This is a genomic window from Pseudomonas sp. NPDC087598, assembly GCF_044743525.1.
Taxonomy (GTDB): domain Bacteria; phylum Pseudomonadota; class Gammaproteobacteria; order Pseudomonadales; family Pseudomonadaceae; genus Aquipseudomonas.
Genome location: NZ_JBIUWQ010000015.1, coordinates 49,129 through 72,758, shown reverse-complemented (window position 1 = coordinate 72,758; position 23,630 = coordinate 49,129). Strand labels below are relative to the sequence as shown.

The 23,630-nt window shown below is 60.2% G+C and carries 19 protein-coding genes and 1 pseudogene; 14 read left to right on the top strand and 6 right to left on the bottom strand.

Annotated features, from left to right (window positions below; translation table 11 throughout):
• The first annotated feature begins 2 nt into the window (after positions 1-2).
• From ACIOWE_RS11330 to ACIOWE_RS11295, 8 genes and pseudogenes are all read left to right on the top strand, one after another.
• Positions 3-815 (top strand): zinc-dependent peptidase, encoded by an 813-nt coding sequence (locus tag ACIOWE_RS11330; RefSeq protein ID WP_401391038.1) that lies wholly within the window; start codon positions 3-5, stop codon positions 813-815.
• A 112-nt stretch (positions 816-927) separates the two neighbouring features.
• Positions 928-1,455: an inorganic diphosphatase gene (gene ppa / locus ACIOWE_RS11325; RefSeq protein WP_008052339.1), complete on the top strand. Its 528-nt coding sequence runs from the start codon at positions 928-930 to the stop codon at positions 1,453-1,455.
• A gap of 223 nt (positions 1,456-1,678) precedes the next feature.
• Positions 1,679-2,425, top strand: a complete 747-nt coding sequence (locus tag ACIOWE_RS11320) for a helix-turn-helix transcriptional regulator (RefSeq protein ID WP_401391035.1) — start codon at positions 1,679-1,681, stop codon at positions 2,423-2,425.
• A gap of 480 nt (positions 2,426-2,905) precedes the next feature.
• Complete coding sequence (locus ACIOWE_RS11315; protein WP_401391033.1) at positions 2,906-3,328, top strand: DUF4952 domain-containing protein; 423 nt, start codon at positions 2,906-2,908, stop codon at positions 3,326-3,328.
• A gap of 83 nt (positions 3,329-3,411) precedes the next feature.
• Entirely contained in the window at positions 3,412-4,149 is a 738-nt protein-coding gene (locus tag ACIOWE_RS11310) for a hypothetical protein (protein ID WP_401391030.1), read from the top strand.
• Between the two features lie 207 nt (positions 4,150-4,356).
• Positions 4,357-5,820 (top strand): annotated as a pseudogene (locus tag ACIOWE_RS11305) (DUF2875 family protein); the annotation flags it as partial.
• 225 nt (positions 5,821-6,045) lie between these two features.
• Positions 6,046-6,321: a hypothetical protein gene (locus tag ACIOWE_RS11300; protein ID WP_401391027.1), complete on the top strand. Its 276-nt coding sequence runs from the start codon at positions 6,046-6,048 to the stop codon at positions 6,319-6,321.
• A gap of 77 nt (positions 6,322-6,398) precedes the next feature.
• On the top strand, positions 6,399-6,830 hold the full coding sequence (locus tag ACIOWE_RS11295; protein ID WP_401391024.1) for a hypothetical protein: 432 nt from the start codon (positions 6,399-6,401) through the stop codon (positions 6,828-6,830).
• A gap of 9 nt (positions 6,831-6,839) precedes the next feature.
• Here ACIOWE_RS11295 and ACIOWE_RS11290 read toward each other — a convergent pair whose 3' ends face one another.
• Together ACIOWE_RS11290 and ACIOWE_RS11285 are read right to left on the bottom strand one after the other, a co-directional pair.
• Complete coding sequence (locus ACIOWE_RS11290; protein WP_401391021.1) at positions 6,840-7,652, bottom strand: YfaP family protein; 813 nt, start codon at positions 7,650-7,652, stop codon at positions 6,840-6,842.
• A gap of 3 nt (positions 7,653-7,655) precedes the next feature.
• The gene (locus ACIOWE_RS11285) at positions 7,656-9,077 is read right to left on the bottom strand and encodes a DUF2300 domain-containing protein (RefSeq protein ID WP_401391102.1); all 1,422 of its coding nucleotides are present in this window, start codon (positions 9,075-9,077) and stop codon (positions 7,656-7,658) included.
• Here ACIOWE_RS11285 and ACIOWE_RS11280 point away from each other — a divergent pair.
• Positions 8,979-9,284, top strand: a complete 306-nt coding sequence (locus tag ACIOWE_RS11280; RefSeq protein ID WP_401391099.1) for a hypothetical protein — start codon at positions 8,979-8,981, stop codon at positions 9,282-9,284. The two genes, ACIOWE_RS11285 and ACIOWE_RS11280, sit on opposite strands and share 99 nt — an antisense overlap.
• Here ACIOWE_RS11280 and ACIOWE_RS11275 read toward each other — a convergent pair.
• From ACIOWE_RS11275 to ACIOWE_RS11260, 4 genes are read right to left on the bottom strand one after another with little or no spacing between them, the layout of a single operon-like run.
• On the bottom strand, positions 9,277-13,851 hold the full coding sequence (locus tag ACIOWE_RS11275) for an alpha-2-macroglobulin family protein (RefSeq protein ID WP_401391018.1): 4,575 nt from the start codon (positions 13,849-13,851) through the stop codon (positions 9,277-9,279). The genes ACIOWE_RS11280 and ACIOWE_RS11275 overlap by 8 nt on opposite strands.
• Positions 13,848-14,498, bottom strand: coding sequence for a DUF1175 domain-containing protein (locus ACIOWE_RS11270; protein ID WP_129395691.1), 651 nt, complete (start codon positions 14,496-14,498; stop codon positions 13,848-13,850). The genes ACIOWE_RS11275 and ACIOWE_RS11270 overlap by 4 nt, the downstream gene beginning before the upstream one ends.
• Positions 14,483-16,195 carry a DUF2138 domain-containing protein gene (locus ACIOWE_RS11265; RefSeq protein WP_401391015.1) on the bottom strand — a complete coding sequence of 571 codons (1,713 nt, stop codon included), beginning with the start codon at positions 16,193-16,195 and terminating at the stop codon, positions 14,483-14,485. The genes ACIOWE_RS11270 and ACIOWE_RS11265 overlap by 16 nt, the downstream gene beginning before the upstream one ends.
• Positions 16,196-16,233: 38 nt before the next feature.
• Positions 16,234-17,025 carry a YfaP family protein gene (locus ACIOWE_RS11260; RefSeq protein ID WP_201236645.1) on the bottom strand — a complete coding sequence of 264 codons (792 nt, stop codon included), beginning with the start codon at positions 17,023-17,025 and terminating at the stop codon, positions 16,234-16,236.
• Positions 17,026-17,302: 277 nt separating this feature from the next.
• Here ACIOWE_RS11260 and ACIOWE_RS11255 point away from each other — a divergent pair, with 277 nt between their 5' ends.
• From ACIOWE_RS11255 to ACIOWE_RS11235, 5 genes are all read left to right on the top strand, one after another.
• Positions 17,303-18,436 carry a Fic family protein gene (locus ACIOWE_RS11255; protein ID WP_401391012.1) on the top strand — a complete coding sequence of 378 codons (1,134 nt, stop codon included), beginning with the start codon at positions 17,303-17,305 and terminating at the stop codon, positions 18,434-18,436.
• A gap of 228 nt (positions 18,437-18,664) precedes the next feature.
• Positions 18,665-18,907: an exodeoxyribonuclease VII small subunit gene (locus ACIOWE_RS11250; RefSeq protein WP_003228627.1), complete on the top strand. Its 243-nt coding sequence runs from the start codon at positions 18,665-18,667 to the stop codon at positions 18,905-18,907.
• Positions 18,904-19,791: a (2E,6E)-farnesyl diphosphate synthase gene (gene ispA / locus ACIOWE_RS11245; RefSeq protein ID WP_401391009.1), complete on the top strand. Its 888-nt coding sequence runs from the start codon at positions 18,904-18,906 to the stop codon at positions 19,789-19,791. The genes ACIOWE_RS11250 and ispA overlap by 4 nt, the downstream gene beginning before the upstream one ends.
• A gap of 91 nt (positions 19,792-19,882) precedes the next feature.
• Positions 19,883-21,550 (top strand): 1-deoxy-D-xylulose-5-phosphate synthase, encoded by a 1,668-nt coding sequence (dxs, locus tag ACIOWE_RS11240; protein ID WP_401391006.1) that lies wholly within the window; start codon positions 19,883-19,885, stop codon positions 21,548-21,550.
• 138 nt (positions 21,551-21,688) lie between these two features.
• Positions 21,689-23,572 (top strand): TonB-dependent receptor domain-containing protein, encoded by a 1,884-nt coding sequence (locus tag ACIOWE_RS11235; protein ID WP_401391003.1) that lies wholly within the window; start codon positions 21,689-21,691, stop codon positions 23,570-23,572.
• The last annotated feature ends 58 nt before the right edge of the window (positions 23,573-23,630 follow it).

Genomic DNA, 23,630 nt, shown 5'->3' with positions numbered 1-23,630 from the left:
CGATGTGGTCGCTGAGCGCCTGGCGACGCCGGCGCATTCTGGCGAAGCACCCGATTGCCGATGACATGTGGCAACGGGTGCGCCATCACCTGAGCTTTCTAGACGGCATCAGCGCCGCCGAAGACCAGTGGCTGCGCGAAGCCTGCGTACTGTTTCTCGAAGAAAAACACCTGACCGCCCTGCCCGGCGTCGAACTGCATCAGGAACAACGCCTGCTGCTCGCCGCCCAGGCGCAATTACCGCTGCTCAATCTCGGTGATTTGAATTGGTATCAGGGTTTCCACGAAATCGTCCTCTACCCCGATGACTTCCTCAGCCCGCAGCGCCATCGCGATGCCAGTGGCGTCGAACATGAGTGGGATGGCGAACACAGCGGCGAAGCCTGGCAGCAGGGGCCGATCATCCTCGCCTGGCCGGGCGTAATGGCCAGTGGTGGCTGGGAAGGCTACAACCTGGTGATCCACGAACTGGCGCACAAACTCGACATGCTCAATGGCGACGCCAACGGCCTGCCGCCGCTGCACGCCGACATGCGCGTCAGCGACTGGGCCGACGTGATGCAAAAGGCCTACGACGACCTCAACCATCAACTCGACCGCGACCCTGATGCCGAAACCGCCATCGACCCGTATGCCGCCGAGAACCCGGCCGAGTTCTTCGCCGTCACCAGCGAGTACTTCTTCAGTGCACCGGATGTGCTGCACGAAAGTTATCCACAGGTGTACACGCAGCTGCAGCTTTTTTATCGGCAGGACCCGTTGGGCAGGTTGCGGCAACTTCAAGCCACGGACCCGGTCTATCAGGCGCACGACTAAGCTCTGCACGACTTTCGGTACATGGCGCGCCCGGCAGAATATGCCTATAATCGCCGCCACTTTTTGGTCAATCCGGCCAAGTGTTTTTGGTCAACTACGGGGGCAACGCCCAATGAGCTACAGCAAGATTCCGGCTGGCAAAGACCTGCCGAACGACATCTACGTCGCGATCGAGATCCCGGCCAACCACGCGCCGATCAAATACGAAATCGACAAAGACAGCGATTGCCTGTTCGTTGACCGTTTCATGGCCACCCCAATGTTCTACCCGGCCAACTACGGTTACATCCCGAACACCCTGGCTGACGACGGTGATCCCCTCGACGTACTGGTCGTGACCCCTTACCCGGTTGCTCCAGGCTCGGTGATCCGCGCACGTCCAGTCGGCATCCTGAACATGACCGACGACGGCGGCGGCGATGCCAAAGTCATCGCAGTGCCACACGACAAGCTGTCCCAGCTGTACGTCGACGTGAAGGAATACACCGACCTGCCACCACTGCTGATTCAGCAGATCGAGCACTTCTTCGCGAACTACAAAGATCTCGAAAAAGGCAAATGGGTCAAGATCGAAGGTTGGGCCGGTGCTGACGCCGCTCGCGACGCGATCACCAAGTCGGTTGCAGCCTACAAAGGTTAAGCACTTGCGCTACGCGTGATGCTTGAAGAAAACCCCGGTTGATCCGGGGTTTTTTGTGCCCGGGAAAAGCCGCCTTAAACAGAGTGTTTATAGCGGACTACAAAAAAGTTTTAGCCTGTGTAATTTCCCACAAGGACGTCTTACATCCCGTCGCAAAATTCAGCCCGTTTTTGAACACCCGGTTTATTCAAACTGCTCTAGCACGGCCGTAGACTCCGTGTTTATGAGAAAGAACACTAGCGGTCCAAGATTCAAGGCACTCCTGGAAGCAGCGAACATCTCGACGACGGGTTTCGCAAAGTTCTGGGGCACGGAAGCCCAAAATGTCCACAACTGGTACACCCGGGGCGTCCCGGCGTATCGCATGGAAGAAGTCTCACGCCTGCTGTCCGTCAACAGCGAATGGCTGAAAACCGGCGAAGGCACAAAAGAGCTGCCGAGCCTGACCCCGACTGCCAGCAACGGCGCCAGCTTTGATGCCCAAGATCCGCAGGGCGCCTATCGATTCATCCATCCCAACGACATCGAACTGGCGTTCTTCAAAGAAACACCACTGCCCAATGACTCTGGTAAAACCCATGTCATTCAGGACCCGGACCTCTCCATCCGCCTGCTGCGCTCACACCTCGATCAACTGGACATTCGCCCAGCCGACGCCATCTGCGCACACATGATCGGCAACAGCATGGCCGACTGCATCGAAGACGGCTCCATCGTCGCCATCGACCGCCGCCTGACTCAAGTCGTCGACGGCGAAATCTACGCCATCGAACACGCCGGCATGCTGCGCATCAAATACCTGCACCGCATGCCCGGCAACGGCCTGCGCCTGCGTAGCCACAACAGCGCCGAATACCCGGACGAAGTCTTCCACCCGGCGCAAATTGAAGAGCATCGGATCCATATATTGGGTTGGGTATTCTGGTGGTCGACCCTGAGCAAACGACGGCCAGTGGTGCCGTTTATATGATCGCACGGCCTGCAAAGCCCCCTGTAGGAGTGAGCCTGCTCGCGATGAGGCCCTGATAATCGGTACAAATCTCGAATTTGTTCGACTGCGGTCGCTCTAAACCGCACTTCAGGCTGGGAATCCCCGGCAAAACTCAGTATCCTGCGCCCCACATTTGCGCATCGACCCGCTCCCGGCGGCTCCGATGACGCCCGACGCGGCAGACCAACGTCTGACCAAGTCCCACAGCCGGACGCAGATCCGGGTGTACGTTTTGAAGGCTGGCGCGGCTTACCAAAAATAAACCAAGCCAGTCCCCGAGAAGCCGGCCACAAGCCGGCTTTTTAATGCCTGAAATAATCCTATCCTGTCCAGAAATCTCCCCGATAGCTTGACCAGCGTAAAGCTGTATCAGTAGGGGAGCCTTGTATAACCTCGCTGCCTGATCGTATGAAAAGAGCAGGAGGAAAATACGTTGGTGCACTTATCATGGATGAATACATGAACAGGTTGATTGGCGGACTTGTCTTCGCAGGCTTATCCACATTTGCAGGTAACGCGATGGCCGAACCGCAATGCGGGGATTTTCTTGCGAAACTCAGCGACAAGCCTGGCTTCGTCGAGTTTCTGGAGTGCACTCAAGACAACAAACAGTTGGGCAAACCGCTCAATGCTCGCTACCGCGTCAAAGGCTCGGATGCTCTTAAAGCTGAACGCTACATGAGCCGTAGCTTCGCAATGCCTGAGTTACGACATATCTGCTGTGGATGGGATTCCACATTTTTTTCTTATCGCGATAAAAATACAAAGCGTTGGTATCTGCTGGGGATGGGGTCCGAAGAAACGCTCATAAACAGACGCGAATCATGGTCAGAAATAACGTTCTTCTATATCAATGTGTCAGTCACGGCGGAAGACTTCTGAGCACAATTGGCTAACCATCGGCAAAACGATTTCCGTACCATCAATCCGCATTACATCAAGGCATCCGGCGCCAAGGGGCATCGATGAGCACATTTACCTGTTGCCTGAGCCTGTTTCTCGGTGCGAGCCTGCCCTTTGCGGCCTCGGCAGCCCCGGTGCAGTTCACCGATTACCGTGCTTTCTATGAGTCGCTGGGCAGCAACCTGTTTGTAGGGTCGGGGATGGAACTGGCCATGACCTGCTCTGAATCGCCGAGGCATTGCCTTTGGGTCAATGCCATGCGCCCAGCGTTTGAACGTTATAACCAGGCGCTTTGGAGCGCGCCCGATGGGCTGCCACTAAAACCGCCCAAAGGCACGCCCGAAATTGTTTTCGATGGCAAGGCCTTGGCGATCGGCAAACAGCGCTGGCCGCTGCGCGACGTCAGCAACCTCGCGACGCCGGCATGGCGCGTAGGTGATCCGGTCGACCCGGAAAATGTGGCGTCGGCTACGGTCTGGCGCCAAGGCACCTCGGCGTGTCTCGAGATGCAGTACGTGAGCAGTGGCTACGGTGATCGATACCCTCAGGTTTTGCTGATACACGGCCAACACTTTTACGCGTTGCCGCGGCTGTTTGCGTCCTGTGCGGGCGTTCGCAAAGCACCACAGAGTCAGTTCAGCTATCCGGACAATTCCTACCTGGGTCCGGAGCGGGAAAATAATCCGACCGGGCTGAAAATGGATTATCTGTTGCCCGATGGCAAGACTCCGGTTGCGCAGTACCTGCTGCACTTCCCGAATCAGGGAGATCCCTTCGTATTTGAGGTGCAACGCCAATAAGGGTCATTATCGCGGGGGATCAAATCGAAGGCGCATTCGTTGAGGCCATCGAGTCAATTTTCAAGGAGGAAATGCGTGATGACTGACGCTGCACAGGCAAAGGAACCTTGTTCCAGGCAATCGATCCCCTATCCGCCGCCAGCCAGCAACAGCATGCGCGCCAACGATGACGGCACAGCCTGCCGGCGTCGCAAGAGCAAAAACGGCATGCTTCTCAAGCCTGCTTGCCTGCTGCTCAGCGTTTTTTTCCTGACCTCTCCTCTGACTCTGGCCGCTGAGCAACCATTGACGGTCAGCCGTTGCTTTGCCAGCCCGCCCTCCCCCGTGACGACCTATACCTCTGCCAAGGATGCCGCAGCCATGCCTGTTGATGCTCGTTACCGCGCCCCGGTTACCTCGCCCCGTCTGGACACTCTGGATGTGCTCGCCGTCGGGATAAGTCTGGATATCTTCCGTCAGGGCCAGGTCTGGAAAGCCTTGCAGGAACAGAATGCACAACAGGCCGAGGCCCGGCACGTCGGCAGCATCCTGCCTACCGATCCGAAGAAGTACCCGGTGGATGCTGACGACAAAGATATGGCCTACGACAAGCGCAAGGCCGATGCGCTGGAGTTGGGTTTACGCGACTTCGTGGAAAAGTGGCCCATCCCCGCCATCACCGTGGTTCGAGGCTGGAACCCTGACACACCGAACCTGCGTTTCTCCGCAGAAAGAACCCGGCAAATGCTTACCGGTATGGTCAACACATACCGCACGGAAGCGGGCCTGCACTGGCATCGCGTGCGCAATCTGCAAGACGGCGTTATCTGTAACGACACCCCCGAAGGCCTGGTAGAAAACCTTTTCCGACTGTTCGAGCAAAACCCCGACCTCCCCGCCGTACTGATCTACAACGTTGAAGGGTTCAGCATGTCGTTTGCTCTCTCCGCAAAAAAAGCGCCACTGATTGGTGGGCCTGGCCCGCGTAAACCAGGTGAGCTCACCGACTCGATGGTCGCCATGGTCGTCGGGCGCCCCGAACGCGTCGAATGGCTGCGTTACTACGCTCAGTTTGCCAAGGTCAACAAGAACAGGATTGACCCGGAGTTCACCGGTTGGGGAACGAGCAAACCCGCCGTGGAGTTCCGGCCCTCAATGTTCATTCCTCAGCCCTGGACCCGGCATGCGTTCGAGCAATGGGATGCACTGCCCGTGTTGGCCAGATTACATCGGCCGGTCAATGTATCGCTGCTGCAGCCCGATAACGGTGAACGTCTCAAGCGTGAGGTCATGACCGTCAAACTGGCCGCTGGCTGGAAAGAGGCCACGGACAGACTCGCGCAAAAGCCTACCCGGGTGTTCTTTGACGGGGGCTCGAATACCACGCCACTGGCGCAACTGTTGCCGGCGCTCAACGCGGCACACAGTCCGCTGAACCTGCTCGATTCGCACGCGAGCTACGACCTCACCCAGCGATTGGGTGACACCGGCTCGGCCTCGCCTTTCGTAGGGCTCACGCTCGCGACGATGGCCAGTTACCTGAATGCCGACACCAGCATAGTCATGCCCATGCGGCGTCAGGATCAGGCGACGATCATCGCCGTAACCTCGCCGACACCCGGAAAAAAACCGCTGGGAAACGAACATTTCGGCGTCAACCTGATGCCACAAGCCTCCAGTACCGGTACACCCCCGTGAAACGTGGATACGTTTGCGCACCGAGGAAGTTCTGGTGAATCACTCGTCTGCTTGGCCCCCAAACACTTGCAAATTCCACCTCCTCAGTGCTAAATCCCGCCCCATAACCACCCTCTGTTTTTACCCGCATCCCCTTCACCGGCCGGGGGTGTCGACTACATTCCGATCATTTTCGGCAACGTTGCGCCATTGCTCAGCGCGGCGTTCAACTGGACGGCCATGCGCACTTTGGTCAGTCGCAAGACGTGCTTGCTGGGGATTCTGGCAGGAGGTGTGATCTGGTTGCTGTTGTGTCTGATACCCGCCCTCTACCAGTCGATGCCGAACAGTGTGTTGCTCTACTCACTGCTGGCATTCGGCAACGGCTTATTGACGATGCTCGAACTCTGGCGCAGGCGCGACAGGCTGGACGTCGCGTTCATGCCTGCGTTGCTGCTGCACCTCAAAAGTGCCAACGCCAGCAACTCAACACCCACGTTGCCATTGGTTTGCTGAAACCTCTTTTGAAGTAACCGTCCAACGCGGTTGGAGGGGCTAGAAACCCGAGAATCGCTCCACAAGGAAGTTAGAAATTGATCCCCCGAACTCTGAGCACACGACTGAAATCCGTTGCTGCAACAACCCTGTGCCTCTGCTTGACCGGATGCGTCGGCGTAGGCATCTCCCTCCCGGAAAAAGTCACACTGAAAACCGACGCCTACAGAGCGCAAAGCTACCGTTCAATCACTCCACAAATCACCAGAACAGCAACATCGACACCCACCCGCGAATGGTGCGGAATCACGGTCTGGGCGCTGGTGATTCCGGTGCCGTTGAAGCTGCCGGTGTGCAATTCGTACTACGAGCAATCCTTTGGCAGCGACGAATTCGGCAGGGAAGTCGTTCTGCTCGACACGCAACAAACAGTGCCCTCCCCGCTCTACGCCTGCGGCCCACTCATGGTGCTGGGGCCGATCGTGCACGGTTACGAAGGCAATGCCCTGTGCGGTGTTTTTCCTAAATGAACAGGTGATTCACGGATAACTGAACGACTTCACCAGCGTCAGCTCGCCGACCGCGCGCATCGGGATCAAAAACGTCTCCATCTTCTCGCTCGGTGTACCTTCTTCGGTGATCACCGTGACTTGCGCCGTGGTCAACGGTTGCACCGCTTCATCGCTGCCATCTTCATCACTGCGATAACCACCGCCGAAGTAGTTTACGTACACCAGATACTGCCCCTTGATCGGCGCCGGCATGGCGAAGATTTCCGGGCCGTAACCGGTGGTCACGTCTACGTCGAGGGCAGCGCCGTTGGCAGCGGTGCGGTTGCCGTACCAGATGTGCGCGCCGTCGGGGGTGACGAGGTGCAGATCGAGGTCGGTTCCGTCGCTGTCCCACGCCAGCAGTACGCGCAGTTTGGCCGGGGTGGCGCCGCCGCTGGTATTGAGAAATTGCGTGCGGTGGCGTTGTTGGCCGCCGGGGCTGCGGACTTCGACGCTGTTGCTGCCGTTGGGAAAGGAAAACGGCCGGTCGAAGCGGCCGCTGTCGTCGATTTTCAGCGGCATGCTGACGCCGTTGACGATCAAGCGGCCAGGCTCGCGGCTCTTTGGCGTGGCTTTGATTTCGCCGCTGATGCGTGCGGTGTTGGCTTGGCCGACCGGAGTGTTGACCGACGAGGCCGGGTAATTCACGGTCTGGCGGAAGCTTTCGCCCTCACCTTCGGGGGCGCCGCTGCGCCAGCCGCCGATCGGGGTGTCGAGTTTGACGCTGTCGGCGGCGATTGCCGGCGATAGCGCGGTCAACGTGCAAAGCAGCAGCAAGACCTGTGGATAACGGAGTGTCATGGTCTATTCCAGCAAAAGGTGACGGGCGAGCCCTTCGATGTAGGTTTCATCCTGGCCATTGGGATGTGCTTCAAAGGCCAGGTGCAGATATTCGTGAGTCAGGTCGAGGCGATCCTGCAACGTCAGCACGCCGCGCACGTAGATGCGCTGACGTTCGCGGTCGACGAAGGGGCGGCCGAAGGCGAGTTTGCACACGGCGAATGTGCTGACTTCGTTGTAGCCGGTTTCGCTTTCCAGCTTCGGACGCCAGCCGCGCCGCTGCTTTTGCAGCCAGTCTTGCGCAGCGGGCAATGCTTCGCAGGAGGCAACCGGATTGTCCCAGCGGCTGAGGCTCGCGCGCGGATAGGCATGCAGCAGAATCGCGTCGTAGCGCTGGCCGGCATTGGCCTGTTCCACGGCTTGCTGCCAGGCGAGTTTGTCCGGGCCGGGTTGATCGGAGTGATAGGTGACGGTGCTGCCGGCCAGTACCAGATCCGCGGTCCATGCGGCGATGTTGCGCGATTCGGCGGAAGCAGGACGTGGCGCAACCCGTTGACGGGTGCTGCTGTCGTCGATGCTCAGGCAGTCGCCGCTGCGCGTGGCGTTTTGCAGCAGATAGGTGCGGATCGCCACGGCCAAGGCTTTGGCAGCTTCGGCGGGCTCCGGTTTGGCTTCGCGTTCCAGCACTCGGGCGACGTATTCTTCGCGATCGAGCCTGGCGACGAGTTTGTCGTTGAGCAGAAACAGTTCACCGTCGCTGTGGATATCCAGCGCATTGCCGTTGGCGAATTCGACGCGGTAGTCGCCCTGTAGCGGGCCGGAAGTTACGACCCGTTCACCCGCCAGAACGCGGGTTAGCGGATAGCGAGAGAACAGCCCGACCTCGACACAGCGCCCCGCCTCCGCCGGCCATGCCGCCGGCAACACAGGCGCCAACGCCTGACCGTAATGACGCAGAACCATCTGACTGGTGCCGCGTCCACCGGCCCAAACCGGCGAGCCATCAGCCGTCCAACCGGCAAAACCACCCTGCCGCGAATGCGGATCCTGATCGCCGAGCCAGCTCCAGGTTTTCACCCGCAGGCGTCCGCCGAGTTCACCGACGACATTGCCGTCGGCAGCATTCAGCACCACATCGAGCAAAACGCGGCGCATCTGCTCCTGCGCCGGCAACGAAGCCAACACCTTGAGCAAGTCAGCCACGGAAACTCGCGTGGCTGGCTGCACCGATGGCAACTCCAGCAACCACGAAGGTGCCTGCCGCGCCTGCCAATAGGTTCGCCAATCCGCAGCCGCAATACCCAACCGCGCAGGCTCGAAATACAACCCGCAGGATTTCACCAACGCCTGATCACGTTCGATCTTGCCGCCCACCGAGCAGCAATAGACTTCCTCTTTCGACTGCCCGCGACATTCATAAGCCGCTTCGCGAGCGCCGGTATCCACCAGCCACGCATAAACGAACAATTTCCACAGACTGCCCAGCGGCGTATCCAGCGATGGCGGCAAAGGCTCGCGAGCGATCAGTTGCGTCTGGTTCAACGACAACAATTCACCCTTGTACGCCACGCGCAACGGTTCATCCTGCGCCGCCGCCAGCGCAGGAATCACAGACATCAGCAGCCACAGCAGCGGCCGGGTCATGTCAGTTGACCGTGACCTGACCGAGGGCGGCTTTCGCTTCCTGAGCCTGATGTTGCGGCGCGTAAACCTGAGTGAAACGCACCGGCGGCAGATTGAACTGACCCTTCTGCGAGAACCGCACCAGATGACGCAGGCGCAATTCACCGCTCAGCGCATCCACCGGCACCGCGTAAGCCAGTTGCCCCGGTTCGAAGCGCGCCTTCTCCAGCGCGGTCGGCTCGGTGCCGTCCTTGCCCTGCAACTTGATGCCCCACGTGGTGCGTTCGACATCGGCGCCCGGTGGCAGCGGCACTTCGAGCATGCCGTAGCGCAGCGGTTTCGGCGCTTTGCTGGTGAGGATCACTTCGTCCAGATACAGGCTGTCGCTGGACAGCGGCTTGGTGCCGACCGGCTCCAGTTTGAAGGTGAACGCTTCGTCGCCCGGCACCAGTCGCGACAGGCGACGGGTGATGGTCACGGCCATTGGATCGACGGCCGGTTGCTGGGTCTGGAAGCTCAGCGCCGCACGCAGCGGACGCTCCTGAGTGCCAGACACCGACAACACGCTCGGCACCGGCGTCGCACCCTGCCATGTCCAGAACATCTCGCCAGTCGCGCCGTAATTTTTCTTCCAGCCTTCACCCGGCGTTAGCGCGATGGTCGGCGAAGCCTGAGCGATGCTGCGTTGCAACCAGCTCAGCGCCAGTGCGCGTTCGAGGGTCGATTGCTGCGGCAGCAAACGTTGCAGCAACGCCGTCGCACGCGCCTGATCGAACGGTTGCAGCGAAAGATTCAGCGCCTCGGCGAAAGGTTGTGAACTGACCGACAGACGCTGTTGCGCCGCGCCCACCTGACGATTGAACGCATCAGGCAATGTCACTTTCGACTGCGTGGCCAGCGCTGCGGTCAAGACTCGCGCCGCCGCCAGACCGAGCGCCGAATCCGGATCGCCCATCACCAGACTGTCTTCACCATCGTCCAGCAGCGTTTCGGCGTTGCCTTCACCAGCCTTGGCCAGATCCTCCATCAAGCCGCTGAGCAGCGTGTTGACCGGCAGATGCATCTGCTTGGCGAACGACAGAATCAGCGCCCGTTGCAGCAACGGCGTGTTCGGCGCTTGCTTGGCGTAGACCTCGAGCACCCGCTGCCAATGCTCCGGCGGCAAGGTCAGCTCCAGCACCTGGCTGGCGTTCCAGTCGGCGTAGTAAGCGTAAGCGGTAAGGAACGCATCCGGCTCGCCATCGTAGCCCCACCAGGTGAAGCTCGCCGATGGCCCGGCCATTTGCACCAGGCGCAGACGGCTGTTCTGCATGATCAGACGCAGGCGATCGCGGATCTGCGGGCTCGACGCCAACGACGGATAAGCGATGCTCAGCGGCAGCAAACGGCTGGCCGTCTGCTCGACGCCGCCGTACGGATAGCTGAGCAGATCGTCTAGGGCTGAACGGAACAGCGCTTGCGGACTGTCATCCAGGCGCAGGCGAATGTCCGTGGCGTCCGCCGGCAGGTTCAGCGGTGTATCGCCGCTGGCCACGTCGAGGCTCTGGGTCTGCGTCACTTGCCAACCATCGCCGGTCGCACTCAGACGTACGGCGAGGGAGTCGGCGGTTTTGCCATCCTGCACCAGTTCCGCCGTCCACTCACCCGTGACCAGCGCAAGCGCCGGCAACGGCAGGTAGTTGATGCCGTTGTTCAGCGTCACCGGCAGGCGTTGTTCGGTGCCTGCGTAATGGGTGACCAGTTCAGCCTTCACCGGTTTCTCGGCCTGACTAAACGCAAACACACCCAGTTGCGGCTGATCGCCCTTGCGGAATTTGCTCGGGCCGCTCCACTTCAGGTACAGCGGTTTTTCCGAACGGACGAACTGCTTTTTCTGCCCGACCTGACCGTCATCGGCAATCGCCCGGGCGGTGATGCGCCAGCGGGTCAGCGAGTCCGGCATCTTGAAGGTGAAACGGGTTTTGCCGTCTGCGCCGGTCAGCAATTCCGGCTGCCATGCGGCAGTGTCGACGTCTTCACGACGCGGCCGCTCCAGCACTTTCACTCCACGCTCGCTACGGTTGGCCTTGCCCGGCGCACCCGGGCTGCCCGGCAACGCCACGTCGTAACTGATGAACGACAGGCTGGCGCTGGTGCGCACGTTGTTGCGGCGTGGATGGTAGAAGAACTGGTCGATGGTCGGCGCGACTTCCGGTTGCAGCGCGTAGACCATTTCGTCGACGACGCTGACTGTCAGATGCGCCGGAACCACTTTGCCGGCGAACTGCGTGGTCAAGTCAACCGTGACGGTATCGCCCGGCAGATACACCGCTTTGTCGGTGCTGATCGCCACGTCGATTTGCGGCGCAATCACTTTGATCCCGGCGTTCTGGAAGCTGTACTGACCACCCTTGGTGTACAGCACGGAGAAGGTCAGGTTCGGCGCGAAGTTGTCTTTCACCGGGATGCGTGCGCGGTATTGGGTGTCGCTGAGTTTTTCCAGTTTCAGCCAGTCACCGCCCTTGGCCAGCAGCGCGGTGGCTTCGACCTTGTCACGCTCCAGCGACAGCAACGCATCGCTGACCGGCTCCGGGAAGGTGATCAACGCCAGGGCTTCATCGCCAGCCTTGTATTCCGGTTTGTCGAGGACGATTTCCACGGTGCCCGGCACCGCTTTGACGCCATCGCCAGTGACCGAGTGGCCAGTGGCGCCGAGTACACGACCTTGCTGATCTTTCAGCGTCAGGTTGTAAGTACCCGGACGCTCGAAGGCAATGCTGAAACCTTTGTCCTTGACGGCAAGCTTGCCCTCGCCGGTGCTCTGGTCTTCCAGACGCACCCAGGCGTAACTGTTCGGCGTGACCGCTTTGCTCTGCTCGGTGCCGCCCTCGTTGGCGTAGCTGAACGCAACCTTGTCATTGACCGCACTGAAGCGTTGCGGCGCGCTCAAGCGGAAGCTTGCCGCACCACGGTCGATGAGGATTTCTTTGGTGGTCTTGACCCGATACGCCGCGCCGTCGCTGGCAAACACGGTCAGCATGTAACGGCTCGGTTTGTCGGCGGCCGGCAAGTCGAGGGTCGCGTTGCCCTTGCTGTCGGTGGTCAGTTCGGTGCTGGTCAGCTCCACCGGGAATTGCCCGAGGTATTGCAGCTCGTTGTCGACCATCGACAATTGCTGGGCACGCAGGCTCAGGGTCAGCTTGGCATTGGCCACCGGTTTGCCGTCCGGATAGAGCAGCACCAGGCTGCCCTTGACTGGCTCACCGGTGCGGTAATCCTGCTTGGCCAGATTCAGCGATATTTCGAAGTGCGGCTTGATGTACTCGGCCACGCGGAAGGCGCTGCTGTAGGCCTGATCCTTGTAATTGAAGCGAATCTCGTAACCACCGGCCACGGCATTGTCCGGCAACTGGAATCGGCCCTGAGTGCCGGCCTTCGAATCGAGTTTCAAATCGAGATGCTGCAATTCGGTGCCAGTCGCATCAAGCACGCTGACATTAACGTCAGCCGCTCCCGGCAACACCGAATCCCGCGCGTTCTTGAACTCGCGGCCAACGATCTTCAGCGACACCCAATCCCCCGGGCGATATAGCGGCCGGTCGGTGAAGGCATAGAGTTTGGTGTCGTAGATTTCGCTGTCGTAATAGAAGTTCTCGGAGACGAACACCCCGCCCTCTTCGTCTTCGCCAATCACGAACGAACGCTCCGGGCTGACGTGTTTCAGGCGCAGCAAACCATCGGCATCGGTGGCGCCGCTGCTCATCACGCCGAGGCCGTCGGTCCACAGCACATTGACCTTCGGCACCGAACTGCCTTCGTGTTTGCGCGCCGCCCAGACCAGCAATTCATCACCGGCAATCTTGCTCACCGCGACGGTGTTGGAGACGAACACCATGGTGGTCGCGCGGTACTTGCCGATCAGCGCTTCGACCAGATACAGACCTGGCTTCAGGTTGCCCAGCGGGATGTAGACATTACCCGGTGCGACGCTGACAAAGTCGCTGGAAGAGCCGGCCAGATTGACCCCGGCCGGCGGCTGGATCGGCTTGGCCTGCCACAGCGGATAACGGAACTGGCTGACCACCGGCAGACCCGGGATCAGCGCAAATTGCGGCTGTGCGTCGTACGGCGTCGGCGCGGCGATGGCGTTGCCCATCTTCAGTTCCGGCACTTCTTCGGTGACCTGTTTGCGCGACTCGTAGGAGAACGCACGCTGCATCACCCGACGGGATTTGCGGTACCAGTTGTCCCACAGGTACGCGAGGGTGTTGGACAGGCCTTCACCCTTGAACTGACCGTCGCTGACCACGCGGTGCAGGTTCTTCTGGCGCTTGAGGAAGTCCAGCGGCTTGTCGATGCGGTACACGCGAATGTCCGCGCCACCATAGGGCTCCATGCGGAACCGGCGGTAGTCACGACCCGGCGCTTCGAGGCGCACCATCGCTTGTTCGTCGGCAGCGAAACTGATGTCGGCGAGCAGGAAAAAGCTTTCACCGGACACCGGCGTGTAATTGCTCGGTTCTACCGAATCTTCGGCATTGACGGTCGCCAATGGCAGCAATAGCGCCAGCAGCAGGGGAATTCGAGCGCAGATTCGCAACATGCGGGCACCGGTCATTGGGAGAGAAAGTTCAGTCGATAGACGCCGATGAAGTTGGGGTTGGCTGCGTCGGGTATCCATCGGGTGTCCTTCCATGTCATGAGTTGCTGCAGGCTTGCCGAACGCATGCCGTTGTCAGTGGGGGTGGTGGTGCCGGTGTGATAGGCGATGTAGCGGCCCATCCAGATCATCAGGTGCTGGTCGTCGCCCTGATCGAAAAACATCAAGTCACCGGGGCGCGCCTGCGACACGTCGCGGCTGACCAGGTGGCTGTTGAACTGAATCAGTTTGATCGCGTTGACGTACGGCCCAACCTTGCCGCCGCCCTGCTGCCATTGCTGGGCGAGCTTGCGTTGGTCATCGCTGAGCGACAGTTCCGGCGGCAGGTAGCGATTGGACAGACCATTGCTGCGCAACCATTTGTCGTCGTGGACTTTCAGCGCTTCGTTGGCGGCAAAACGCACCAGCCCGGCACAGTCCTGCTGATACCAGCGCGGACTCGGGCCCTGGCTCAGTTGCTCCTGAGCGATGCGCACAAACCAGGCGCGGAATACCTGGGATTGCGCCGGATCGAGAGCCGGTGCCTCGACGGCTCGGGCGCCCGCGCTCAGTAACAGCGCGAGCAGGCCGAGGCTGCGGATCAGTGCCGTCACAGCGCTTTCCATTCCAGCGGCAGCCATTGCCAATGACCGTCAGGCTCGCTGCCTTCCGGCAAGGTCAGCGCGTACTTGCCGTAACCACCGAGGGTGCGCAGCTTCGGGATCAGGTAGGTTTGCGCGGCGTTGTAGAACACTGGCTCCATGTCCTGCGGCAGGCTGTCGAGGGTTTCCTGCTGCATCAGTTGCGCCATCGAGTCGGGGCCGAAATAGATCGGCATCAGCACATCTTTGGGCAGCACGTCAGCCATCGGCGGGAAGCGTTTATCGAGCGTGCCGAGAGCCTTGTCGACCAGTTTGTCGTCGAGAGAAAACAGCAGTGTTGAACCGTGACGAGCGAGGCTGACTTTCATGAAGGCCTTGCCGGAAATAGCGTCCGGGTCCTCGGCCTCTTTGGCCGCGTAAGGGCCGAAATTGGAACTGACCTGACGTTGCCAGACGTGGCTCTGACCTTCCTGCTTCTCGACTACCGGGAAGACGCTTTCTTCGACGTTGGATTCGAATGCACCGACCATCGAGCCGAACAGTTTGCCGAGATCGCCGTCGAGTTTGCTGCTGTCCTCGTCCTTCAGACTGGCAACCAGCAATGGCGTGTACAAACGTGAATCCGCATACCAGCACAGACCCGCCGCGCCGGCCACATGTTCGGTGAGGGTCTGCGCCACCGCTTCTTCGGCGCCGAGTTTCACCAGCAACGGCTTTTGCGGTTCAGCGGCGACCGGCAAGGTCACGCAAGCACTGGCGCCCAGCGGCATCGCCTGCCACACCGGTTTGAAATCGAAATCCGGCTGGTTGTCCAGTTCATCCATGGCGAGGTAGCTGTGCCAGCCTTTATCGTCCATGTCGAAGCGCAGCCCGGCGAAATTCGGGATGAAGCGCTGATACCCCATGGCAAGGACGCTGGAATTGACCGAGAGACGCTGTTTGGTCTCAGGGGTTTTCGCTGGCAGGCCGAAGGCTTCCGGGAACAGTTTTTCACCGTTGAGCAGTGCCGCCAGCGCTTGTGGCGAAACGTGGCCCGATTCTTCAGAGGCGCCACTTTCGGGGTCGTAATACTTGGCCGGGTTGGACAGCACCACCAGTTTGTCGCCGTGGGAGGCGAACAACAGGGCTTTGCTGGCGTTGTAGGTCAGTTGGTACAGCGGCACCGTGTCGCCACCGACCTTGAGTCCGCCCATCTGACTGAGCTGGGTGTCATCCAGCGCGACTTTCGCCAGTGGCTCCAACAGCTTGGCCAGTCCGCCGCGATCCATCACCAACAGAAAATCCTTCAACCGGCCATCGGCACCGCGCCACAGCGCGACGTCTGCCGGCTGATCGAAAAGCTCTTCGATCAGACTGTCCTGCAGCTTCAGGTCATGCTCGTAAATGATCCGGCGCAGGCTGCCGATCAGGCCGAGACGGTCGGCGTGGGTTTCGTAATAGAAGACGAAATCTTCGGTGAGCGTAGCCTTGAGGAACGGCACCGCCAGCAAGTCCTTGGGCAACTGGCTCAGGGAACGGGTTTCGAGCAGTGCATCCGGGCGGCTCAGGCCGAGTTTGTCACTGGCAAGTGCAGCCGGTGGCGCCTTGGGTTTGTGCAGCAGCCAGCCGAGACCACCGGCCACGCCGGCCACCAGGCACAGCCCGACCAACAGCAGAGGCCAGCGCCGGGAAGGTTTGCCGGCAGGCGTTTCAACGGCCGGAGTAACAGTGTTATCACTCATGTTCACAAAACCCGAAGTTCATCCGTGGTGCGGGATGCTTAGTAGTTGAAAGTCTTGACCAGCAGCAGATCACCGATCGCCCGCAGGGGCACGATGAAGGTCTCGCGTTTTTCGTCGACGGTGTTTTCGTTGAGCACCAGCGTGATTTGCGAGGTGATCACCTCGTTCTGATTGCTGGTCTCATCGAAGTTATAGCCGCCGTTACCGAAGTTGCCCCAATAGTTGACGTAAACCAGATAGGTGCCATGCAGCGGCGCGGTCATGGTGAACATTTCCGGCCCGGGGCCATCGACGCCATCCGGGTCGAGGCCACCGCCATTGCTCAACGCCGGGTGCGCCCAGAACGCATGCTGACCGTCGGGCGTGACAATGTGCAGATCGAGCTCGGCTTTTGGATCGTCCCACCCCAAGACAAGACGAATTCGCGCCGGTGTGCGCAAGTTATTTGCTTCATAAAATTGCACGCGTTTGAGTGACTGGCCTTCGGCGCTGATCACCTCGACGCTGTTCGACCCTGCGCCAAACGCATACGGCCGGGCGAAACGGCCCTGGTCGTCGGTGTACAGATTCAGTGGATTGCCGTTGACGGCGAGACTGTGCGGCGGGCGCATGTGGCCGATGGCCTTGAGCTGGCCTTCGATCATCGTGCGATTGCGCTGGATGCCGCGATCAATGGGCGGCGTCGGGTAGGCGACTTGCGGGTTTTCCGTGCGATCGAGCAAACCGTGATAGCGCCAGCCACCGACCGGTTCCGCCAACTCGGCAGTCGGCGCGGCCAGCAGCGCGGGCGCGCAGGCCAACCCGATCAGCAGCATAAGAAATGAACGCATGTGACGCCTCCTGCCATGCCTGAACGAAACCTTGCACCCGATCCTCGGTACTTCACAGCGGTGAAAACTGCGTTTCGTCTGAAAGACCCGTGACTGCCGGGTCGTAGAAGGCGCGAAGATTAGCCATTCGGCAGTTTTTTAACAATCGGATACATCTGGATTTGTTGTGGGAATCACGGCACCCGGTAGACGGTGAGCCGAATAGGCGTCATATTCGGCTCACAAAATGAGCCGAATAGCCTTTCTATTCGGCTCACGCGCTCAGGAACCACACTTCATGGCGACTCACTGGATCTGGCAGCAACCCGATTGGCCCGACTTCAACTGGCAGGCAGACCGCCTCACGCTGTTGCTGCGCGAGTGTGTGCAGGCGCAAGGCCAATTGCTGGGCATGGCCGGCTCAGTGAGCAATTCCCTGAGCGCTCAGTCCGAACTTGATGCCTTGCTGCAAAACATCGTGACCTCCTCGGCCATTGAGGGTGAGCAATTGAATGTCGGCTCCGTGCGCTCGTCACTGGCGCGGCGCCTCGGCCTGGAAACGGCTGATGACGATAACGTCAGTCCACGCAGTGAAGGCCTTGCGCAACTGATGTTCGATGCCACCCGGCGTTTCGCAGAGCCGTTGACGCTGGAGCGTTTGCTGGAATGGCATTCGCTGCTGTTTCCAGAACAGGAAAATGGTCTTTCCTCACGCGCAATCAATGTCGCTGCGCTGCGCGGTGATGAGCCGATGCAAGTGGTTTCCGGACGGATCGAGCGTCCGACCGTGCACTTCGAGGCCCCGCCAAGACAAGGCCTTGAGCAGCAACTCGAGCGTTTCCTCAAGTGGTTCGAGACCAGTGAGCATGAAGCTGGACTCGATCCTCTGCTGCGCGCCGGCATCGCGCACTTCTGGTTTGTCACACTGCACCCGTTCGACGATGGCAACGGCCGACTCACCCGTACCATTACCGATCTGGCGCTGGCCCAGGGTGAAGCCCGGGCAATCCGTTTTTATGCCATGTCGGCCAGCATTCTCGACGATCGCGCCGGCTATTACCGAATCCTCGAATCCAGTCAGAAAGCCACGCTGGACATAACTGACTGGCTCACATGGTTCCTGCAAACGTTGCTGCGTAGCCTGCAACAGGCTATCGCCCGCATTGAAGGTGTGTTGGGCAAGGCGCGTTTCTGGCAGGCGCACCGCGAATCCGAGCTGTCGGTGGAGCAGATCAAAGTGCTCAACCGCTTGCTCGATGGTGGTGAGCGCGGTTTTGAACAGGGCATCAGCGCGGCGCAGTATCTGGCGGTGGCCAAGGTCTCCAAGGCAACAGCGACCCGGCATTTGGCAGAGTTAGTGGAAAAAGGCTGTCTGCAACGACTTCCAGGCGGCGGACGCAGCACGCGGTATCAGATCAGCTACCCAACCTAGAGCAATAAGAAGATCACTGTGGCGAGGGGATTTATCCCCGTTCGGCGACGCAGTCGTCGTAAAACCCGAAAATTCGGTGTGTTCTGGGAACGCTGGGGGTCGCTTCGCAACCCATCGGGGATGAATCCCCTCGCCACTGGTAGGGTGTCGGAAGACCCTGCTCATTTGCCCATAACCCCCCTATCTGCTAGTGTCGCGCCGGTTTAACGTCAACCGGAAATCGCCGCCATGGCCCGCAAAAAAGCTGCACTGGATTTCGAACAGTCCCTCGCCGACCTGCAAACACTGGTCGAGCGTCTGGAGAACGGTGAATTGTCGCTGGAAGACTCGCTGACCGCTTTCGAGCAGGGCATCGGCCTGACCCGTGACTGCCAGGCAGCGCTGGCGCAAGCCGAACAGAAGGTGCAAGTGCTGCTGGAGCGTGATGGCGAACTCGCCGAGGAACCCTTCGACGCGGAACAGCCAGAATGATTGCAGCGTATTCGGCGACCAGCCAGGCCCGGGTCAACGCGGCCCTGGAAACCCTGTTCAACGCCCCGCTGCCGGAAGTGGCGCGCCTCTATGAAGCCATGCGCTACAGCGTGATGAACGGTGGCAAACGCGTGCGCCCGCTGCTGGCCTACGCCGCATGCGAAGCCCTCGGCGGCAAGCCTGAGCAAGCCAACGGCGCAGCGTGCGCGGTCGAGCTGATCCACGCCTATTCGCTGGTTCACGACGATCTGCCTGCGATGGACGACGACGATCTGCGTCGCGGCCAGCCGACCACCCACAAGAAATTCGATGAAGCCTGCGCGATTCTCGCCGGTGACGGCTTGCAGAGTCTGGCCTTCAGCGCCCTGCTCGACCCACGCCTGAGCAACCTCGACGCGGACACCCGCCTGCAACAGGTCACGGCGCTGGCGCACGCGGCAGGCCCAGCCGGCATGGTCGGCGGTCAAGCCATCGACCTCGGTTCGGTCGGCCTCAAGCTCGATAAGAAAGCCCTCGAACAGATGCATCGACACAAGACCGGCGCGTTGATCGAGGTCAGCGTCAGACTCGGCGCCCTGGCCAGCGGCCGTGCCGAGAAGGATGAACTCAAAGCCCTGCAGACTTATGCACAGGCCATCGGCCTCGCCTTTCAGGTGCAGGACGACATCCTCGACGTCGAAAGTGATACCGAAACTCTTGGCAAACGCCAAGGCGCCGACATCGCCCGCGACAAGCCGACCTACCCGGCCCTGCTCGGTCTGGACGCTGCCAAGGCCTATGCTCTGGAACTGCGCGATCAGGCCCTGCACGCCCTGCGACCGTTTGACGCGGCAGCCGAGCCTTTGCGCGAGCTGGCCCGGTATATCGTCGAGCGCCGCAACTGACGGCGAATCAGCCAAAAAAGACCAACGCGTGGGCAGGGGGCGATGCATCAGGTAAACTGCCGCATCTTTTATACCTATAACGATTCGCCTGATGCCCACGACGGTGCCTGAGCTTCCCCGCAAGCGCCCGACCCCGCCCCTGCTCGACCGCGCGAATACGCCGGACGGCCTGCGCCGGTTAGGCGAAGCCGAGCTGGAAACCCTGGCTGATGAGTTGCGCCTGGAATTGCTCTACACGGTCGGCCACTCCAGTACCTCGATCAGTGCAGCGCTGGGCATGGCGATTGCCGCCCGTCTGCAAAACAGTGATCGCAAGGCAATTGCCGTGATTGGCGATGGCGCACTGACCGCTGGCATGGCTTTCGAGGCGCTGAACCACGCGCCGGAAGTCGACGCGAACATGTTGGTGATCCTCAACGACAACGACATGTCGATCTCGCGCAACGTCGGCGGCCTGTCGAATTATCTGGCAAAGATCCTCTCCAGCCGCACTTACGCGAGCATGCGTGAAGGCAGCAAAAAAGTCCTGTCGCGCCTGCCCGGCGCCTGGGAAATCGCCCGTCGCACCGAAGAGTACGCAAAAGGCATGCTGGTTCCCGGCACCCTGTTCGAAGAGCTGGGCTGGAACTACATCGGCCCGATCGACGGCCACGACCTGCCAACCCTGATCGCCACGTTGCGCAACATGCGCGATCTGAAAGGCCCGCAGTTCCTGCACATCGTCACCAAGAAAGGCAAAGGCTTCGCCCCGGCGGAAGTCGACCCGATCGGTTACCACGCGATCACCAAACTCGAACCTGTCGACGCTCCGGCTGCTGCGCCGAAAAAGGCGGGTGGGCCGAAGTATTCAGCAGTGTTCGGCGAGTGGCTGTGCGACATGGCAGCGGCTGATCCACGTCTCGTCGGGATTACCCCGGCAATGAAGGAAGGCTCGGATCTGGTGGCGTTCAGCGAACGCTTCCCGCTGCGCTACTTCGACGTGGCGATTGCCGAACAGCACGCGGTGACGTTTGCTGCCGGCATGGCCTGCGAAGGCGCGAAACCGGTGGTGGCGATCTATTCGACGTTCCTGCAGCGTGGCTACGATCAGCTCGTCCATGATGTCGCGGTGCAGAACCTCGACGTGCTGTTCGCCATCGACCGTGCCGGTCTGGTCGGCGAAGACGGCCCGACCCACGCCGGCAGCTTCGATCTGTCGTACCTGCGTTGCATCCCGGGCATGCTCATCATGACCCCGAGCGATGAAAACGAACTGCGCAAAATGCTCACCACCGGCCACCTGTACAACGGCCCGGCGGCGGTGCGTTACCCACGCGGCAGCGGCCCGAACGCGACCATCGAGAAAGATCTTGAGCCGATCGAAATCGGTAAAGGCGTCGTCCGTCGTCAGGGCAGCAAAGTCGCCCTGCTGGTGTTCGGTGTGCAACTGGCCGAGGCGCTGAAAGTCGCCGAGAAGCTGGATGCAACGGTGGTCGACATGCGTTTCGTCAAACCGCTGGATGAAGCACTGGTGCGCGAGATCGCCGGTAGCCACGAATTGCTGGTGACAATCGAAGAGAACGCGATCATGGGCGGCGCCGGTGGTGCGGTCAGCGAATTTCTCGCACGCGAGAATATTCTCAAGTCGATGCTGCACCTTGGCTTGCCGGACGTTTACGTCGAGCACGCGAAGCCTGCGCAGATGCTGGCCGAGTGCGGGCTGGATGAGGCCGGGATCGAAGCGTCGATTCGCGAGCGTCTGGCCTTATTCGACAAATAAACGCAAGACCCTGTGGGAGCGAGCCTGCTCGCGAAAGCGGACTGTCAGTCAAATCTTCACTGACTGATACACCGCATTCGCGAGCAGGCTCGCTCCCACATTTGTTTTGCGTATATCAACAATGACAACGGACGCCCGATGAAACTCTCGCGCCTCGCCCTGCCCTTCTTCCTGTTGCCAACCGCCAGCGCCGTCGCCGACACCTTCGACCGCGACCAGGCCTTGAAGCTGCCTGACACGCTGATCAGCGCCAACCGCCAGGTCGAAGCACGCAACGACAGCAGCGCAGCCAACACGGTGTTCACCCGCGAAGATATCGACCGCCTGCAACCGAGCGATGTGCCGGACCTGCTGCGGCGCGTGCCGGGGGTGCAAGTGGCGCAGACCGGTGGGCGCGGCAGTCTGCCGGGCATCTACATTCGTGGCACGCAATCGGCGCAAAGTCTGGTGTTGGTCGACGGTCAGCGCATCGGCAGTTCGACCTCTGGTGACAGCAATCTGCAACACCTGAACATCGAACAGATCGAGCGCGTCGAAGTGCTGCGCGGTTCACGTTCGGTGATTTACGGCAGCGATGCGATTGGCGGGGTGATTCAGATCTTCACCCGCCGTGGCAGTGAACAAGGCTTACAGCCACGCCTGCACATCGGGTTTGGCAGTAACCAGACCTGGGAGCGCAGCCTCGGTTTGTCTGGCGGCGATGACAAAACCCGCTTCAACCTTGGCGCCAGTCTCGATGAAACGGCCGGCATTGATCGCACCCACGAGTCGTATCCCAGCGATGGCGATCATGACGCCTACCGCAACAAGTCCGTCAGCCTGAGCCTCAGCCATGCGCTGACCGATGACGTCGAAATCGGTGCCAACCTGCTGGATAACCGTGGCAAAAGCGAGTTCGACAACCCGTTCGGCCGCTTCGACATGAACACCCTCGAATCGGTCCAGCAGCAGCCCTACAGCGATTTCAACGTCAGCAGCGTCAGCAGTTACATCGATGCCCGGGTCAACGAAACCTGGAAAACCCGCGTCGAATTCGGCCACACCGAGAACCGCGAAAAGACCCTCGACAAGCTCAGCGACGAACGCACGGTGTTCAACACCTATCGCGACTCGGTGAACTGGCAGAATGACCTGACGCTCGACGCACGCAACAGCCTGATACTTGGCGGCGACTGGTATGAAGATCGGGTCAACAGCAGTACCGCGTTCGACGAAGACAGCCGCTGGAACCGCGCCGCTTTCATTCAGCATCGATATCAGGCCGACAGTTTTTCCACCGAGCTGGGTCTGCGCCATGACGATAACCAGCAGTTCGGTAGCCAGAACACCTGGAGCGGCACCTTCACCCTGCCGCTGAACCCGGACAACGACTTGTTGCTCAGCTACAGCGAAGGCTTCCGCGCACCGACCTTCAACGACCTGTATTACCCGGATTTCAGCAACCCGAACTTGAAACCGGAAACTTCGAAAAGCTACGAGCTGCAATGGCGTAGCCAGTTGAGCGACAGCAGCCGTCTGGAGGCGTCGCTGTATCGTACGGATCTGCAAGACGCGATTATCTTCGGCAGTAACTCACGGCCGGAAAACGTCGCCTCGGCACGAATCAACGGCTTCGAAGCCGCGTTGAAACAGGAACTGTTCGGCTGGCAGAGCAACCTTGGCGTGGCGATCATCGATCCCCGCGACCGCGACACCGGCCATACCCTGGCGCGGCGTGCGCGGCGGACGCTGAGTTGGGATCTGGATCGGCAATTCGATCGCCTGAGCCTCGGCGCCAGTTGGCAGGCGGTGAGCAGCAGCTACGACGACAAGGACAATACGCAGGCGTTGGCCGGTTACGCATTGTTCGGCTTGCGCAGCAGCTGGGCGCTGAACCATGAGATCAAGCTGGACCTGAAGGTGGATAACCTGCTGGACAAGGGTTACAGCCGGGCGAATTACAGCTATGACGGCAGTCAGTATGGCTATCGCGAGGAAGGCCGGGCGTGGATGTTCGGCGTCACCTGGACTCCCCAGCTCTAAGATCAACTTCCATCAACTGTGGCGAGGGGATTTATCCCCGATGGGTTGCGAAGCAGCC

Coding starts and splice junctions, on each gene's coding strand:
- ACIOWE_RS11330 (WP_401391038.1), top strand. CDS start 3: ATGTGGTCGCTGAGCGCCTGGCGACGCCGGCGCATTCTGGCGAAGCAC.
- ppa (WP_008052339.1), top strand. CDS start 928: ATGAGCTACAGCAAGATTCCGGCTGGCAAAGACCTGCCGAACGACATC.
- ACIOWE_RS11320 (WP_401391035.1), top strand. CDS start 1,679: ATGAGAAAGAACACTAGCGGTCCAAGATTCAAGGCACTCCTGGAAGCA.
- ACIOWE_RS11315 (WP_401391033.1), top strand. CDS start 2,906: ATGAACAGGTTGATTGGCGGACTTGTCTTCGCAGGCTTATCCACATTT.
- ACIOWE_RS11310 (WP_401391030.1), top strand. CDS start 3,412: ATGAGCACATTTACCTGTTGCCTGAGCCTGTTTCTCGGTGCGAGCCTG.
- ACIOWE_RS11300 (WP_401391027.1), top strand. CDS start 6,046: ATGCGCACTTTGGTCAGTCGCAAGACGTGCTTGCTGGGGATTCTGGCA.
- ACIOWE_RS11290 (WP_401391021.1), bottom strand. CDS start 7,652: ATGACACTCCGTTATCCACAGGTCTTGCTGCTGCTTTGCACGTTGACC.
- ACIOWE_RS11275 (WP_401391018.1), bottom strand. CDS start 13,851: ATGACCGGTGCCCGCATGTTGCGAATCTGCGCTCGAATTCCCCTGCTG.
- ACIOWE_RS11270 (WP_129395691.1), bottom strand. CDS start 14,498: ATGGAAAGCGCTGTGACGGCACTGATCCGCAGCCTCGGCCTGCTCGCG.
- ACIOWE_RS11265 (WP_401391015.1), bottom strand. CDS start 16,195: ATGAGTGATAACACTGTTACTCCGGCCGTTGAAACGCCTGCCGGCAAA.
- ACIOWE_RS11260 (WP_201236645.1), bottom strand. CDS start 17,025: ATGCGTTCATTTCTTATGCTGCTGATCGGGTTGGCCTGCGCGCCCGCG.
- ACIOWE_RS11255 (WP_401391012.1), top strand. CDS start 17,303: ATGGCGACTCACTGGATCTGGCAGCAACCCGATTGGCCCGACTTCAAC.
- ACIOWE_RS11250 (WP_003228627.1), top strand. CDS start 18,665: ATGGCCCGCAAAAAAGCTGCACTGGATTTCGAACAGTCCCTCGCCGAC.
- ispA (WP_401391009.1), top strand. CDS start 18,904: ATGATTGCAGCGTATTCGGCGACCAGCCAGGCCCGGGTCAACGCGGCC.
- dxs (WP_401391006.1), top strand. CDS start 19,883: ATGCCCACGACGGTGCCTGAGCTTCCCCGCAAGCGCCCGACCCCGCCC.
- ACIOWE_RS11235 (WP_401391003.1), top strand. CDS start 21,689: ATGAAACTCTCGCGCCTCGCCCTGCCCTTCTTCCTGTTGCCAACCGCC.